Raw genomic sequence first — 15,506 nt, forward strand, 5'->3', positions numbered from 1 at the left:
ATCCATGACGGACGCGGTTCGCACGCACGGCCTTCTCAAGCGCTACGGACCGCAGGTGGCGGTCGCGGGTGTCGACCTCGTCGTCCCGGCGGGCAGCTTCGCCGGCCTCGTCGGCCCCAACGGCGCGGGCAAGACGACGACGCTCAGCATGGTCACCGGATTACTGCGCCCCGACGGCGGCCGTGCCGAGGTGGGCGGCCTTGACGTATGGCGCGACCAGCTCCAGGTCAAGGCGCGCATCGGCGTGCTGCCCGAGGGATTGCGGCTGTTCGAGCGGCTGTCGGGCCGGGAGCTGCTCCTCTACAACGGGCGGCTGCGCGGCATCCCCAGGGCCGACGTCGAGCGGCGCGCCACCGAGCTGCTGCGGGTCATGGACCTGGAGGACGCCGCCGGCAAGCTCGTCGTCGACTACTCCACCGGCATGCGCAAGAAGATCGGGCTGGCGGCGGCGCTGCTGCACAACCCGGCCGTGCTCTTCCTGGACGAGCCGTTCGAGGGCGTCGACCCGGTCAGCGCCAGCACACTCACCGAGGTGCTGCGCCGCTTCACCGCCTCCGGCTCGACCGTCATCTTCTCCAGCCACGTCATGGACCTGGTCGAGCGGCTGTGCGACTGGGTGTCGGTGATGAGCGGCGGTCACATCGTGGCCCAGGGGCCGCTCGCCGAGGTACGCGGCGGGCGCAGCCTCAACGAGGCGTTCCTCCAGCTCGTCGGCGGCCCCCGCACGGGCGGCGACGCGGGCCTGACCTGGCTCGGCGCCCACCAGGAGGAGTCGTGACCGGCACGGTCGCACTGTTCGCTCAGCTCAAGCTGCGCCTCCTCGCCGGCAACCTGCGCGGCGACCTCCAGCGCAAGCTCGGCTTCGTCTTCTCCCTCGTCATGGCCGCCGGCCTCGCCGTGCTCGGCTTCGCGCTCATGGCGCTGGTGCGCCTCGCGCCGCACGACGTGGCCGCCGGCGTCGTCGTCGTCGCCTACACCGCCATCGTCGCCGGCTGGATGATCGTGCCGCTGCTCGCGTTCGGGCTGGACGACACGCTCGACCCCGCCCGGCTGTCGCTGTTCCCCCTCCGTACGGGTGAGCTGGCGGTCGGCATGTTCACCGCGTCGGCCACCGGCGTCTGGCCGGTCGCCACGCTCGTGGTCGTCGCCGGCGGGCTGGCCGGCCTCGCGACGAGCCCCGGCGGCGTGCTCGTGGGGTTGGTGGCGGTGCTCCTGCAGTTCGCCCTCTGCCTGGTGCTCTCCCGGCTCGTCACCACGTCGCTGTCGGGCGCGCTGCGCACCCGGCGCGGGCGCGACGTGCTGGCCGTGGCCGCGCTGTTCGTCGTGCTGCTCGCCCAGCTGCCCAACCTGCTCCTCAACACCAACCTCGGCGACCCCGCCGCGATGCTGCGCGGCACGGCGGGAGTCCTGCGGTGGACGCCGCCGGGCATGCTGGCCCACGCGATCGCCGACGGCGGCCTCGTCGGCCTGGCCGAGGTCGCCGTCGTGGCGCTCGTCGTGGTGCTGGCCGCCTGGCTGTGGATCAAGGCGCTGAGCCGGGCGCTGGTCACCCCCGACGCCTCCACCCAGGCCGCCTCCGTGCGCGAGGGGAGCGGGCTGGCCGACCGGTTCCTGCCCGACGGGCCGCTGGCGGCCGTGGTCGCCAAGGAGCTCAAGTACCTGCGGCGGGAGCCCCGGTTCCGGGTGCTCTGGTTCACCTCGGTCGTGGTCAGCGTCGTGCTCGCCTTCTCGCTCAGCTCCAACGTCCCGGGCGGGGCCGGCCCGTGGCTGCCCATCGCGTCCACCTCGATGGCCGCCATCATGATCGCGCTCCAGTCGGGCAACGTCTTCGGCATCGACGGGGCGTCCCTCTGGATGAACGTCGTAGCCATCGGCTCGGAGGACGGCTTCCGCACCGACCTGGCCGGCCGTCACCTGGCCAACGCCATCGCCGCGACGCCGCTGCTGGTCGCCATCGCCGTGGCCGGCTCGGTGCTGAGCGGTCATCCGACGGCCATCCCGTTCGCCGTCCTGGCCGGCTGGGGAGCGCTCGGCGTCGGGCTCGGCGTCGGCGCGGTGACCAGCGTGGCGATCCCGTACACGGTGCCCGAGCGCATGAACGCCTTCACCGGAGCCGCCCCCGGGCAGGGCGGCCAGGCGTTCGTGTCCTCCATGGGGGCGTTCGCCGGGATCGCCGCCCTGACGCTGCCGCTCGCGGTGCCGATCGCGTTCGGGCTCGTCTGGCTCTGTGTCGTCGCCCCGGTGTACGGCCTGCTGATCGAGACGCTCGGCCGCCGGCTCGGCGCGACGATCGGTTTCTCCCGGATGCCCGAGCTCGTCGCGGCCGTGTCCCGTCCCACGTGAGCAGTGGTCTAGTCCATTAGGTGAGACCGGGCTACGGCCTCCGTCGGCGACTGGATACCCTTCGACACATGATTGACCAGGGGATCGAGCGTCGTAGCGCCGCCGTCACCGAGATGCCCGACGAGCTCCGGCACGATGTGCGGCTGCTCGGCAAGCTGCTCGGACAGGTCATCGCCGAGCAGGGGGGCGAAGACCTCCTGGCCGACGTCGAGCGACTGCGCAAGGCGGTCATCGCCGCCCGCAGGGGCGAGGCGTCGGCCGACGAGATCACCGCCATGGTCGAGGCGTGGGAGATCGACCGGGCCGTCCAGATCGCCCGCGCGTTCACGTGCTACTTCCATCTGGCCAACCTGGCCGAGGAGCACTACCGCATCCGTACCCTGCGCGAGCGCGACACCGAGGGCGGCGTCCAGCGCGAGTCGCTGGCGCACGCCGTGCACGAGCTGGGCGCCGACCGCGTCGCCGAGCTGGTCGAGCGCCTGGAGCTGCACCCGGTGCTCACCGCCCACCCGACCGAGGCGCGCAGGCGGGCCGTCGTCACCGCGATCCAGCGGATCAGCGGCCAGCTCACCGAGTACAACGCCCCCGGCCGGGGCTCCTCCGAGCGGGCCGAGAGCCGGCGGCGGCTGCTGGAGGAGATCGACCTCCTGTGGCGCACCGCCCACCTGCGCCCGAGCAAGCTCGACCCGCTCGACGAGGTGCGCACCGCCATGGCCGCCTTCGACGAGACCCTGTTCCGCGTCGTCCCGCAGGTCTACCGCTCGCTCGACGCCGCGCTCGCCGACGGCACGGGCACCCGGGCGCCGCTCGCCCGGCCGTTCATCCGCTACGGGAGCTGGATCGGCGGCGACCGCGACGGCAACCCCAACGTCACCGCCAAGGTCACCCGCGAGGCCGTGCAGATCCAGGCCGAGCACGTGCTGACCGCGCTGGAGAACGCCACCACCCGCATCGGCCGCACCCTCACCGCCACCGCCCAGTTCGCGCCCCCCTCGCCCGAGCTGAAGAGCGCCATCGCCGCGGCCGAGGACGCCCACCCCGAGCTGGTCTCCGAGCTGGCCACCCGGTCCCCGCGCGAGCCGCACCGGCAGTGGCTGCTGTTCGTCGCGGCCCGCATCGCCGCCACCCGCCGCCGCGACCTCGACCTCGCCTACCTGTCGCCCGGCGACCTGCTCGCCGACCTGCGCCTGGCCCAGGACTCGCTGGCCCGCGACGCCGCCCGCCAGGCGTACGGGGAGCTGCAGCACCTCATCTGGCAGGTGGAGACGTTCGGCTTCCACCTGGCCGAGCTGGAGGTGCGCCAGCACTCCCAGGTCCACGCCGCGGCGCTGGAGGAGATCAGGGCCGGCGGCGAGCTGTCGGAGCGCACCGAGGAGGTGCTGTCGACGATCCGGGTGATCGGCTGGATCCAGGAGCGGTTCGGCGTGCGCGCCTGCTCCCGTTACGTGGTGTCCTTCACCCGGGGCGCGGCCGACGTGGCCGCCGTCTACGAGCTGGCCCAGCACGCGCTCGGGACGCGGGCGCCGGTGCTCGACGTGGTGCCGCTGTTCGAGTCGGGCCAGGACCTCGCCAACTCGCCGGACGTGCTGTCCGGCATGCTCGACATCCCGCAGGTGCGCGAGCGGCTCGCCGCCACCGGCCGGCGCATGGAGATCATGCTCGGCTACTCCGACTCGGCCAAGGAGCTCGGCCCGGCCGCGGCCACGCTGCGGCTGTACGAGGCCCAGGAGCGGCTCACCGCCTGGGCGGCCGAGCACGACGTCCGGCTGCGCATGTTCCACGGCCGCGGGGGAGCCCTGGGCCGGGGCGGCGGCCCCGCCAACCGCGCCGTGCTCGCCCAGGCCCCCGGCTCGGTCGCGGGCAGCTTCAAGGTCACCGAGCAGGGCGAGGTCATCTTCGCCCGCTACGGCCACCTGGCGATCGCCCGCCGCCACATGGAGCAGGTGGCCAACGCCGTGCTGCTCGCCTCCTCGGTCACGGTCGGCGCGCGCACGGCCGCCGCGGCCGAGCGCTTCCGCCCGCTGGCCGAGCAGGTGGCGACGGCCTCGGAGGGCGCCTACCGGTCGCTCACGGAGGCGCCCGGCTTCCCCGAGTGGTTCAGCCTGGTCAGCCCGCTGGAGGAGCTGGGCTCCCTGCGGCTCGGCTCACGCCCGGCGCGCCGCGGCCTCGGCGCTCCCCGCTCCCTGGACGACCTGCGCGCCATCCCGTGGGTGTTCGCCTGGGCGCAGACCCGGGTCAACCTGCCCGGCTGGTACGGCCTGGGCGCCGGCCTGGCCTCGGTCGGCTCGATGGAGGAGCTGCGGGCCGCGTACCAGGAGTGGCCGCTGTTCAACGCCCTGCTCGACAACGCCGAGATGTCGCTGGCCAAGACCGACCGCTCGATCGCCGAGCGCTACCTGGAGCTGGGTGGCCGGCCCGACTTCGCGCGCCAGGTCCTGGAGGAGTACGACCGGACGCGGCGCCTGGTGCTGGAAGTCACGGGGCACACGCGGCTGCTGGAGAACCGCAAGGTCCTCTCGCGCGCCGTCCAGCTCCGCGACCCGTACGTGGACGCGCTCTCGCACCTCCAGCTCCGTGCCCTGCGCGCCCTGCGCACCGGCGCCCCGTCCGACCACGAGCGCGAGCGCCTGTCCACGCTCCTCCTGCTCTCGGTCAACGGCGTCGCCGCCGGCCTCCAGAACACCGGCTGACACAGGGGCTCAGCGCAGGCCGGCGAAGAAGGCGCGGATGTCGGAGGTGAGGGCCTCCGTGGCGGTGTGGGCCGTGTAGTGGCCGTGGGCCGGGGCCGGGAGGGTCTTCCAGGAGACGATCCCGGCGTGGTCGCGCTCGGCGAAGCGGCGGATGGACTTGAAGTCGCCCTCGGCCATGGCCAGCGCCATCGGCACCGTCGTGGGCTCCTTGGCGGCCTGCTGGGCGCTCTGCTGGGCGCGGGCGTTCTCCCAGTACAGGCGCAGCGCCGAGCCGGACGTGCCGGTGAACCAGTGGATCGCGGCGTTCAGCAGCACGAAGTCGTCGTCGAGGTCCTCGTCGAAGAGCTGGGCCAGCCAGCCGACCAGGCCGGCGGGGGAGTCGGTGATGGCGTGCGCCAGCGTCTGCGGCTGCTGCGACTGCAGGACGTTGAACGCGCCCTTCTCCTTCCAGAACCAGTCGAGCACGGCCAGCCCCGCCTGGTCCTCCTCGGTCAGGCCGGCGAACTCGGCCGGGTCGCCGGAGGGGAAGGAGAAGAGCTGGGTCACGTGGACGCCGACGACGTGGTCCGGGGCGATCCGGGCCAGCTCGGGGGAGATCATGGATCCGGCGTCGTTGCCGACCGCGCCGTAGCGGTCGTAGCCGAGGCGGGACATGAGCTCGGCCCACGCGCGGGCGATGCGGACGTTGTCCCAGCCGGTCTCGGTGGTCGGGCCGGAGAAGCCGTAGCCGGGCAGCGACGGGATGACCAGGTGGTGATGGCGCGACAGCGGCTCGACGGCGTCGAGGTACTCGGCGATCGAGCCGGGCCAGCCGTGGGTGAGGAGCAGCGGCAGGGCGCCGGGGTCGTCGGAGCGGACGTGGATGAAGTGGATGTTCTGCCCGTCGATCTCGGTGGTGAACTGGGGGTGGGCGTTGAGGCGGGCCTCCTGGGCGCGCCAGTCGAAGCCGGTGCGCCAGTGGGTGACGAGCCGCCTGACCCGCTCGACGCTGACGCCCTGGTCGGCGCCCGGGATCTCGTCGGCGAAGCGGGTCAGCGCGAGGCGGGTCTGCAGGTCGTCGAGCTCGGCCTGGGGGACCTCGACGCGGAAGGGACGGATCTCGGCACTGATGGCGGTCATGCTGGCACCTCTCGATGGGGAACGGAACGCTTTGTTCTGATCCAAGAATAGCAGAACGGAATGATTCATTCCACTGCTTCGCGCGCCGGGACATCGCGGGCGCGCCGCTCCCCGGGGGGTCAGACGCGGACGCGGTCGTGGCCCGCGTAGACGTTGCAGCGCTCACCGCGCAGGAAGCCCACCAGCGTCATGCCGAACTCCCTGGCCACGTCCACGGCCAGCGACGACGGCGCCGACACCGCGCACACCACCGGGATGCCGGCCGCCAGCGCCTTCTGCATGATCTCGTAGCTGGCCCGGCCGCTGACCATGAGCACGTGCCGGTCCAGCGGCAGCCGCTCCGCCAGCGCCGCCCAGCCGGTCAGCTTGTCGACCGCGTTGTGCCGGCCCACGTCCTCCCGTACGGCCAGCAGCTCGCCCTCCGCCGTGAACAGCCCGGCCGCGTGCAGCCCGCCCGTCTTGCCGAAGACGCCCTGCGCCGCGCGCAGCCGGTCCGGCAGGCCGTACAGGACCTCGGGGACGAGCTCGACGGCGCCGGGCGGCGCCGGACGGCAGCGGTCGCGCAGCGCGTCGAGGCTGGCCGAGCCGCACACGCCGCACGCGCTGGAGGTCAGGAAGTGACGCTCCAGCGCCGGCAGGTCGGGGATCGGGCCGCGCAGCCGTACGGTGACCGTGTTGTAGCGGGCCTCGACCGGCACGTCCTCGTCGGTGCAGTAGCCGATGGAGGCGATGCCGCCGGCCCGCACCAGGCCCTCCGCGTGCAGGAACCCGGCCGCCAGCTCGAAGTCGTGGCCTGGTGTGCGCATGGTGATCGCCACCGTGCGGCGTCCGCCGTCGAGCGAGGCGAGCCGGATCTCCAGCGGCTCCTCGGTGGCCAGGTCGTCACGGCGCTCCGTGGCGGCCGGGCCGGTCAGCCGCCGGATGCGGACGCGGGTCGTGGGCCCGGGGCGCTCGCTCATGCGCGGCGCACCGTCACCGTCGCGTTGTAGTCGGGGATCCGGGCGTCAGGTGAGCGGCGCGACTCGTCGAGCAGGACGTTGCCCTCCGGCCAGTGGATCTGCAGGTTGCCCGGCATGACGGGAGCCCGCAGCACCTTGCCCAGGTAGGAGCGCTCGCCGGAGCGCAGCTCGACCGGGGTGCCGTCGGGCAGGCCGAGCCGGTCGGCGTCGTAGGCGCTCATCAGCACCGCCTCGCGGGTGGCGCCGTTGAAGCCGTCGAGCCGCTCGTGGACCATGCTGTTGAACTGCTTGCCCCGCCGGGTGGCGACCATGAACGTCCCGTCCGGCCGCTCCAGCGCGGGCAGCGGCACGGCCGAGAACCTCGCCAGCCCGTCGGGGGTCTGGAAGCCGCCGTCGGCGAACAGGTGCCGCCCGCCGTACTGCACGTTGTCGCCGAACGCGCTCAGCCTCGCGATGCCCGCGTAGAACGGCACGGCCCGCTCGATCTCCTCGCGGATCGCGGGCGTGCCGGTGAAACGGACCTTCGACGCCAGCGCGGGACGGCTGCGGGCGGCCAGCTCGGTGAAGATCTTCCACTCCGGCCACGCCTCGGCCACCCGGGGCCCCTCCACCTCCGGCGAGAAGATGATCCGCCGCTCGGTCGAGGTCTCGGTCACGCCGCCCGTCATCTCGTAACGGGTCTGCGCGGGCAGCAGCAGCACGTCGCCGTCGGACGGCACGAGCATCTGGGACGACAGCACGATGTCGATGTGGACGCGCAGGCGCGGCCGGCGCAGCGCCTCGCGGCAGTACCCGGGGTCGGGGAGCACCTCCAGGAAGTTGCCGCCGCTGGAGATCAGCGTGTCCAGCTCGCCCGCGTGGGCGGCGTCGATCATGTCGGTGGCGGTCAGGCCGGGGGTGGCCGGCACCTCGAAGCCCCACAGGTCCGCGAACCTCCCGGCGTTCTCCGGGGTGATCGGCAGCCCGCCCGGCAGCCCCGTGGCGTACGCGCCCATCTCCGCGCCGCCCTGCACCCCGCTGTGCCCGCGGATCGGCATCAACCCGCAGTGCTCGCGACCCACGAACCCGCGCGCGAGCGCCAGGTTGACGATGGCCCGCACGTTGTCCTCGCCGAAGGTGTGCTGCGTGATGCCCATCGACCACACCAGCACCGCCGACCTGGCCTCCGCGAGCAGCCGCGCCAGCCGCAGCATCTCGTCGCGCGAGGCCCCCGACAGCGCCTCCAGCTCCTCCCACGACTGCGCCCCGACCGCCTCGCGCGCCCGCTCGAAGCCCGTCGTACGGAGCGCCACGAACTTCTCGTCCACCCACTCCTGCTCCACCAGGTGTTTGAGCACCCCGTTGAGGAAGCCGATGTCGCCGCCCACGTTCACGCCGAAGAACTCGTCGGTGATCTTCGTGCCGAACACGGCCGACTCCGCGTTGGACGGCACCCAGTACCGCTCCATGCCCGGCTCACGGTAGGCGTTGACCATCGCCACCCGGGTGCCGGCCTTCTTGGCGTGGTAGAGGTACTTCATCGCCACCGGCTGGTTGTTCGACGGGTTGGAGCCGATGAAGACGATCAGGTCGGAGCCGATCCAGTCGGTGTAGGAGCAGGTGGTGGCCGCCGCGCCGATCGTCTCCTTGAGCGCGACCGTCGAGGGGGAGTGGCAGATCCGCGCCGCGTTGTCGATGTTGTTGGTGCCGAGCGCCCGCATCGCCTTCTGCGCGGCGTAGTAGTTCTCGTTCGGCACGCCCCTGCTGGTCAGGTACGCGCCGAAGCGCGCGTCGCGCAGCCCGGCCGCCGCGATCGAGAGCGCCTCGTCCCACGGGACGCGCGTGAAGCCGGGCTCGCCCGCGCGGCGCAGCATCGGGTACGGCAGGCGCCCCAGCTCGCGCAGCTCCGCGCTGCGCCGGCCCGCCAGCCCCGACACGTCGCGCAGCATCGAGACGTCCAGCGCCGGCATCGTGTTGAGCGGCAGCAGGCGCAACCTGATGTTGCAGAGGTGGACTTCCCTCATCGTCCAGTCGCGCATGCCCTTGGTGCCGAGCGCGCAGCCGTCGCACGTGCCCTGGGTGAGGACCCGCCAGGCGTAACGCCTGCGACCCTTGACCGCCCGGAACGCCTTCAGCAACTCGAGATAGTTGTTCGGCTTGCGCAGACCGAGGCCGAACGGCCGCCAGGACGCCCAGTTGCGTGGATCGAGAAGCTTGCTCACCCCTCCATCTTGCTCGCTTCCCGGCCGGGCGGAGCCCCGGGCGCACCGGCTCTCCCGCGTGGAGGGCAGGGGCGGCGTCCGGGCGGTGCGGCACGTCGGCCAAGATGGACAGGTGCCCGACTCGCGCTACTCCGACCTCAACCGCCCGCCCCTCTCCGAGGCGGCGCTCAACCGCGCCCTCGTCCGGCCGGACGGTCTGTGGACGGGCGTGACCGTGGTCGAGAGCACCGGCTCCACCAACGCCGACCTCGCCGGCCAGGCCCGTGAGGGCGCCGTGGAGGGCACGGTGCTGGTCGCCGAGGAGCAGGTGGCGGGCCGGGGCCGGCTCGGCCGCACCTGGACCGCTCCCGCCCGCTCCGGGCTGGCCGTGTCCGTGCTGCTCAGGCCGGTGCCGCCGGTCACCACGCACGGCTGGCTGCCGCTGCTGTTCGGCGTCGCCGCCGCCTCGGCCGTGCGCCGCCTGGCCGAGGTGGACGTGCGCCTCAAGTGGCCGAACGACCTGCTCGTCGGCGACCGCAAGCTGGCCGGGGTGCTGGCCGAGCGCGTGGAGGACGCGGTGGTCGTCGGCATGGGCCTCAACGTGTCGCTGCGGGCCGACGAGCTGCCCGTGCAGACCGCCACGTCGCTGGCCATCCAGGAGGCCGCCTGCCTCGACCGCGACCCGCTGTTGCGGGCCGTGCTGCGCGAGGTCGAGAGCCACTACGCCGACTGGGCCGAGGCCGGCGGCGACGCCGACACCGCCGGGCTGCGCGCCGCCTACCAGGCCTCCAGCGCCACCATCGGGCGCGAGGTGCGGGTGGAGCTGCCCGGCGGCCGCTTCCTGACGGGCCGCGCCACCGGCGTCGACCCCGCCGGCCGCCTCCAGCTCACCGCCGGCGGCGAGCAGCACACGCTGAGCGCCGGCGACGTCGTCCACCTGCGCCCGTCCGCGTGACCGCCGCCCTACGCCCGCGGGCGTAGCCGCGCGTCCCGGTAGGTGGCAGCATGTGCGCATGACCATCCCGGACCATCACCTCACACAGGGTGAACGCCGCGTCAGGTCCTTCCACCCCCACTGGAAGCGCCTCGTCGGCCCCGTCGCCGCGCTCGTGCTCATCGCCGTGGCCTCGGGCGCGGCGGTGTACTTCGTCCCGGGCGACTGGGAGTACGCCTCCTACGCCAGGATCGCCGTCTGCGCGATCGCCCTCGTCCTGCTGACCGTCTGGTCGTTCGTCCCCTACCTCCAGTGGAAGAACACCGGCTACGTGCTCACCACCCACCGCTTCACGATCAGCTCCGGGGTGCTCAACAAGTCGACCGACGAGATCCCGATGGCCAAGGTCAACACCGTCAGCTCCGACCAGACGTTCGTCGAGCGGCTGCTCGGCTGCGGCACGCTCACCGTGGAGTCCGCGGGCGACCGCGGCCAGATCGTGCTGCGCGACATCCCGCACCTCCAGGACGTCCGGGCCGACCTGTTCCGGCTCCTGGAGGACGCCACCGACGGCGAGCTCGACGGCCGTTGAGCGAGGACGGCCGTTGAGCCGGGAGGGGCCGCGCAGGCCCACAGCCGAGGAGATCGGCCTGCTGCTGGCCGGCGCGCCCGCCCGTCACACCCGCACCGAGGTGGCGGCCGGCGCCGGAGTCTCCCAGGAGCTCGCCGAGCGGGTCTGGCGCGCCCTGGGCTTCCCCACCCACGCCGACGACACCGTCGCGTTCTCCGAGGCCGACGTGGCCGCCCTGACGCGGGTGCGGACGATGCTCGACCGCGGCCTGCTGGACGAGGCCACGGTCGTCCGCATGGCCCGTGCCCTCGGCCAGACCACGGCCCGGCTGGCCCAGTGGCAGGCCGAGATCATCATCGGTCACCTGCTGCCCGCGGAGGGCGAGCCGTCCGACGACGACCTGGCGCGCGTGCTCGACACGGCCCGCGCGCTGCTGCCCGACTTCGAGCACCTGCTCGTGCACGTCTGGCGGGCCCAGCTCGCCGCCGCGGGCACGCGCCTGCTGGCCATGGCCGACCTGCGCCCCGAGACCGCACCCGGCCCGCGCCCCGGGACCGCACCGCGCCACGGGTCCACACCGGGCCGCGTGGCGACGCCTGAGGCCGCGCCGGGCCGCGTGGCGATGGCCGTGGGCTTCGCCGACCTCGTGGAGTTCACCAGGCGGGCCAGGGAGCTGGACGAGCGGGAGCTGGCCGACCTGGTCGAGGGGTTCGAGGCGCGGGCGGCCGACATCGTGGCGGCCCACGGCGCCCGGCTGGTCAAGACCCTCGGCGACGAGGTGCTCTTCACCGCCCCCACCCCGGCGCGGGCCGCCGCCATCGCGCTCGACCTGGCCGGCACGGCCGAGCTGCGCATCGGGATGGCGTACGGGCCCGTCGTGCCGATGATGGGCGACGTCTACGGCACCACGGTCAACCTGGCGGCCCGCCTCACCGCGATCGCCAGACCCGGCACGGTCGTCGTCGACTCCGGCCTGGCCGAAGGACTGGCGGGCGAGCCGGGGTTCGAGGTGCGCGGCATGCGGCGCAGGACCGCCCGGGGTCTCGGCGTGGTGCGCCCCCATCTCTTGCGGCGATCATCCTCCTGACGCAGGATGGCTGCCATGCCGTACGAAGTGCGGGGCGTCATCGCCCGAGGTAAAGGCCGGGAAGTCTCCGTCGAGAACGTGATCGTGCCCGATCCCGGGCCGGGCGAGGCCGTCGTCGCCGTGCAGGCGTGCGGGGTCTGCCACACCGACCTCCACTACCGGGAGGGCGGCATCAGCGACGACTTCCCGTTCCTGCTCGGCCACGAGGCGGCGGGCGTCGTGGAGGCCGTCGGCGAGGGCGTGACCGGAGTCGAGCCGGGGGACTTCGTCATCCTCAACTGGCGGGCGGTGTGCGGCCAGTGCCGCGCCTGCCTGCGCGGCCGGCCGTGGTACTGCTTCGCCACCCACAACGCCACCCAGAAGATGACGCTGGAGGACGGCACCGAGCTGTCGCCCGCGCTCGGCATCGGCGCGTTCCTCGGCAAGACGCTCGTGGCGGCGGGCCAGTGCACCAAGGTCTCGCCCGAGGCGCCGGCGGCCGTCGCCGGCCTGCTGGGCTGCGGCGTCATGGCGGGACTCGGCGCCGCGATCAACACCGGCGGCGTCACGCGCGGCGACTCGGTCGCGGTCATCGGGTGCGGCGGGGTGGGCGGCGCCGCCGTCCTGGGCGCCTCGCTGGCCGGCGCGTCGAAGATCATCGCCATCGACGTGGACGACCGCAAGCTGGGCTGGGCCCGTGACTTCGGCGCCACCCACACGGTCAACTCCCGCGAGAGCGACCCGGTCGAGGCCGTGCGCGACCTCACGGGCGGGTTCGGCGCCGACGTGGTCATCGAGGCGGTCGGCCGGCCCGAGACGTACAAGCAGGCCTTCTACGCCCGCGACCTGGCCGGCACGGTCGTGCTCGTCGGCGTGCCAACCCCGGAGATGACGCTGGAGCTGCCGCTGCTCGACGTCTTCGGCCGCGGCGGGGCGCTGAAGTCCTCCTGGTACGGCGACTGCCTGCCGAGCCGCGACTTCCCCATGCTCATCGACCTGTACCTGCAGGGCCGGCTGCCGCTCGACAAGTTCGTCACCGAGACCATCGCGCTCGACGAGGTCGAGGAGGCGTTCGCCAAGATGGGCCGCGGCGAGGTGCTGCGATCGGTGGTGGTCCTCTGACGGATCCGCAGCGAAGCGAGGACATCCGTCAGAGGCCGCCGGGCGGAGCCCGGCCAAGGAGGAGCAGTGCTGGACAAGATCATTACTTCGGGGACGTTCACTCTCGACGGCGGCACCTGGGACGTCGACAACAACGTCTGGCTGGCCGGCGACGCGCGCCGGGTGCTCGTCATCGACGCCGCCCACGACGCCCGCGCCATCGCCGAGCGCGTCGGCGGGCGCACCGTCACGGCCATCGTCTGCACGCACGCGCACAACGACCACATCAACGCAGCCCGCGAGCTGGCCGCGCTCACCGGCGCGCCGATCCGGCTGCACCCCGCCGACCAGGTGCTCTGGGAGCAGGTGTACGGCGACGCGGTGCCGTACGAGCCGCTGGCCGACGGCGAGAAGCTGGAGGCGGGCGGCGTCACGCTGGAGGTGCTGCACACCCCCGGTCACTCCCCGGGCGCGGTGTGCCTGCACGCGCCCGACCTGGGCGTGCTGTTCAGCGGCGACACCCTGTTCAAGGGCGGGCCCGGCGCGACCGGCCGGTCCTACTCCTCGTTCGACACGATCATCGCCTCGATCCGCGACCGGCTGCTGACGCTGCCGCCCGAGACCGTCGTGCACACCGGCCACGGCGAGTCCACCTCGATCCGCGCCGAGGCGCCTCACCTGGAGGAATGGCTGACCCGAGGACACTGAACCCTTACCTCGATGTGGCGGAGGTAACGTAGGCAAGCCTTACCAAACTGGGCTACATTTAGGTTTGCCTAACCTACCGGCTGTCCAGAGAGTGAGAGGCTTCCCCCGCATGTACGTGTGCGTCTGTCGTGCCGTGACCGAGAACGAGGTGCACGACTGCATCGCCGCCGGCGCGCGGAGCGCCCGGCAGGTACGCGACACCACTGGTGCCGGTGGGGACTGTGCCTCTTGTGTCCGGAAAATCTGTGCGATGCTGAAACGGTCTGAGGAACTGACGACCGCATAGCACGAGGGGCCCGTACATGCAGGGCGACAAGCAGATCATCGAGCTGCTCAACGAGCAGCTGACGGCGGAGCTGACCGCCATCAACCAGTACTTCCTGCACGCCAAGATGCAGGAGAACTGGGGGTACACGAAACTGGCCAAACACACCCGCGACGAGTCGATCGACGAGATGCGGCACGCCGAGCGGCTGACGGACCGCATCCTCTTCCTCGAAGGGCTGCCCAACTACCAGCGGCTCGGCACGCTGCACATCGGGCAGACCGTGGAGGAGCAGCTCAAGGCCGACCTGGAGGTCGAGCTGTCGGTGGTGCAGCGGCTGCGGCCCGGCATCCAGCTCATGCGCGAGAAGGGCGACGTCACCTCGGCCCGCATCTTCGAGGAGATCCTGGCCGACGAGGAGCACCACATCGACTACCTGGAGACGGAGCTGGCGCTCATCCACAGCCTGGGCGAGCAGCTCTACCTCGCCCGCTACACGGAGCCGCCGACCGTCTGACGCCCGTCCGACGCCCGTCCGGCGCCTGCCGGGCGTCCGTCCGACGTCCGTCCGACGTCCGCCTGCGCGACACGCCCGCCGGGGCCCCCTCCGGCGGGCGTCGCCGTCTCCGGGCGGATGGGCGCCGCCGAAAGCACGGGACACGCCCGTACATTCCGGGATGGATTTTATGAACGACACGCCCGAGTGCGACACGCCCGGCGCGGTACGGCTTTTCGCTCCGCTGGACGCGCTCATTCGCCGTCACGGCCGCCAATCGCGGTAATTTAAGCCCGGCTAACCGATATTTATCAGCGTTTGCCCAGGTCAATGGATAGGTCAACGACAAGTCAAACCGTGCGCTGTGCCCGGGAAACGATCGCTTAAGGTCCTACGATCGCTTCATGACCTGCGTACTTCTCGCCGAGGATGACACCTCGATTTCCGAGCCGCTCGCGCGCGCGCTTCGCCGTGAGGGCTATCAGGTTGAGGTGAGCCCCGACGGCCCGCAGGCCCTGGAAAGGGCTCTGTCGGGGGGCATCGACCTGATCGTTCTTGACCTCGGCCTGCCAGAGATGGACGGGCTGGAGGTCGCCCGCCGGATCCGCGCCGAAGGACACGGCACTCCGGTTCTCATACTCACCGCCCGCGTCGACGAGGTCGACACGGTCGTCGGCCTCGACGCCGGCGCCGACGACTACGTCACCAAGCCGTTCCGCCTGGCCGAACTGCTCGCCCGGGTGCGCGCGCTGCTGCGCCGAGGCACGTCCGAGACTCCGGTGGTCCAGGGCGTCCGCATCGACGCAGACTCCCGCCGCGCCTGGATGGGGGAGAAGGAGCTGCATCTGACGACCAAGGAGTTCGACCTGCTGCGCGTGCTGGTCCGCGACGCCGGCAAGGTGGTCACCCGCGAGCAGATCATGCGCGAGGTGTGGGACACCAACTGGTGGGGCTCGACCAAGACGCTCGACATGCACATCTCGTGGCTGCGCCGCAAGCTCGGCGACGACGCGGCGAAGCCCCGCTACATCACCACCGTCCGGGGAGTCGGCTTCCGCTTCGAACGCGAGTAGG

At 72.5% G+C, this 15,506-nt stretch carries 14 protein-coding genes; 11 read left to right on the plus strand and 3 right to left on the minus strand.

Annotated elements, in window-relative coordinates:
* Positions 1-4: 4 nt before the first annotated feature.
* The 3 genes from AB0H64_RS24340 to AB0H64_RS24350 all read left to right on the plus strand — a co-directional run bounded on the left by AB0H64_RS24340 (position 5) and on the right by AB0H64_RS24350 (position 5,033).
* Positions 5-778: an ABC transporter ATP-binding protein gene (locus tag AB0H64_RS24340; RefSeq protein WP_357628428.1), complete on the plus strand. Its 774-nt coding sequence runs from the start codon at positions 5-7 to the stop codon at positions 776-778.
* Positions 775-2,343, plus strand: coding sequence for a hypothetical protein (locus AB0H64_RS24345; protein ID WP_357628431.1), 1,569 nt, complete (start codon positions 775-777; stop codon positions 2,341-2,343). The genes AB0H64_RS24340 and AB0H64_RS24345 overlap by 4 nt, the downstream gene beginning before the upstream one ends.
* Positions 2,344-2,411: 68 nt before the next feature.
* Complete coding sequence (locus AB0H64_RS24350) at positions 2,412-5,033, plus strand: phosphoenolpyruvate carboxylase (RefSeq protein WP_357628433.1); 2,622 nt, start codon at positions 2,412-2,414, stop codon at positions 5,031-5,033.
* A gap of 9 nt (positions 5,034-5,042) precedes the next feature.
* Here AB0H64_RS24350 and AB0H64_RS24355 read toward each other — a convergent pair whose 3' ends face one another.
* From AB0H64_RS24355 to AB0H64_RS24365, 3 genes are all read right to left on the minus strand, one after another.
* Positions 5,043-6,152 carry an epoxide hydrolase family protein gene (locus AB0H64_RS24355; protein WP_357628436.1) on the minus strand — a complete coding sequence of 370 codons (1,110 nt, stop codon included), beginning with the start codon at positions 6,150-6,152 and terminating at the stop codon, positions 5,043-5,045.
* A 119-nt stretch (positions 6,153-6,271) separates the two neighbouring features.
* The gene (gene fdhD, locus AB0H64_RS24360) at positions 6,272-7,111 is read right to left on the minus strand and encodes a formate dehydrogenase accessory sulfurtransferase FdhD (protein ID WP_357628439.1); all 840 of its coding nucleotides are present in this window, start codon (positions 7,109-7,111) and stop codon (positions 6,272-6,274) included.
* Positions 7,108-9,312 (minus strand): FdhF/YdeP family oxidoreductase, encoded by a 2,205-nt coding sequence (locus AB0H64_RS24365; RefSeq protein WP_357628442.1) that lies wholly within the window; start codon positions 9,310-9,312, stop codon positions 7,108-7,110. Before AB0H64_RS24365 ends, fdhD begins: the two co-directional genes overlap by 4 nt.
* 112 nt (positions 9,313-9,424) lie before the next feature.
* On the opposite strand from AB0H64_RS24365, the gene AB0H64_RS24370 reads away from it, so the two are divergent.
* The 8 genes from AB0H64_RS24370 (at position 9,425) to AB0H64_RS24405 (ending at position 15,505) form a co-directional block, all read left to right on the plus strand.
* Complete coding sequence (locus tag AB0H64_RS24370; protein WP_357628444.1) at positions 9,425-10,246, plus strand: biotin--[acetyl-CoA-carboxylase] ligase; 822 nt, start codon at positions 9,425-9,427, stop codon at positions 10,244-10,246.
* A gap of 58 nt (positions 10,247-10,304) precedes the next feature.
* Complete coding sequence (locus AB0H64_RS24375; protein ID WP_357628447.1) at positions 10,305-10,817, plus strand: PH domain-containing protein; 513 nt, start codon at positions 10,305-10,307, stop codon at positions 10,815-10,817.
* Positions 10,818-10,830: 13 nt separating this feature from the next.
* Positions 10,831-11,883, plus strand: coding sequence for an adenylate/guanylate cyclase domain-containing protein (locus AB0H64_RS24380; protein WP_357628449.1), 1,053 nt, complete (start codon positions 10,831-10,833; stop codon positions 11,881-11,883).
* A gap of 15 nt (positions 11,884-11,898) precedes the next feature.
* Positions 11,899-12,984: an S-(hydroxymethyl)mycothiol dehydrogenase gene (locus AB0H64_RS24385; RefSeq protein WP_310708234.1), complete on the plus strand. Its 1,086-nt coding sequence runs from the start codon at positions 11,899-11,901 to the stop codon at positions 12,982-12,984.
* A 66-nt stretch (positions 12,985-13,050) separates the two neighbouring features.
* Positions 13,051-13,671 (plus strand): MBL fold metallo-hydrolase, encoded by a 621-nt coding sequence (locus AB0H64_RS24390; protein WP_357628453.1) that lies wholly within the window; start codon positions 13,051-13,053, stop codon positions 13,669-13,671.
* 109 nt (positions 13,672-13,780) lie between these two features.
* Positions 13,781-13,957, plus strand: coding sequence for a (2Fe-2S)-binding protein (locus tag AB0H64_RS24395; protein WP_310708232.1), 177 nt, complete (start codon positions 13,781-13,783; stop codon positions 13,955-13,957).
* A gap of 16 nt (positions 13,958-13,973) precedes the next feature.
* Complete coding sequence (gene bfr, locus AB0H64_RS24400; RefSeq protein WP_357628455.1) at positions 13,974-14,453, plus strand: bacterioferritin; 480 nt, start codon at positions 13,974-13,976, stop codon at positions 14,451-14,453.
* A 383-nt stretch (positions 14,454-14,836) separates the two neighbouring features.
* The gene (locus AB0H64_RS24405) at positions 14,837-15,505 is read left to right on the plus strand and encodes a response regulator transcription factor (protein WP_043620820.1); all 669 of its coding nucleotides are present in this window, start codon (positions 14,837-14,839) and stop codon (positions 15,503-15,505) included.
* Position 15,506 lies beyond the last annotated feature (1 nt).

Source organism: Nonomuraea sp. NPDC050733 (assembly GCF_040654215.1).
Taxonomy (GTDB): Bacteria; Actinomycetota; Actinomycetes; order Streptosporangiales; family Streptosporangiaceae; genus Nonomuraea.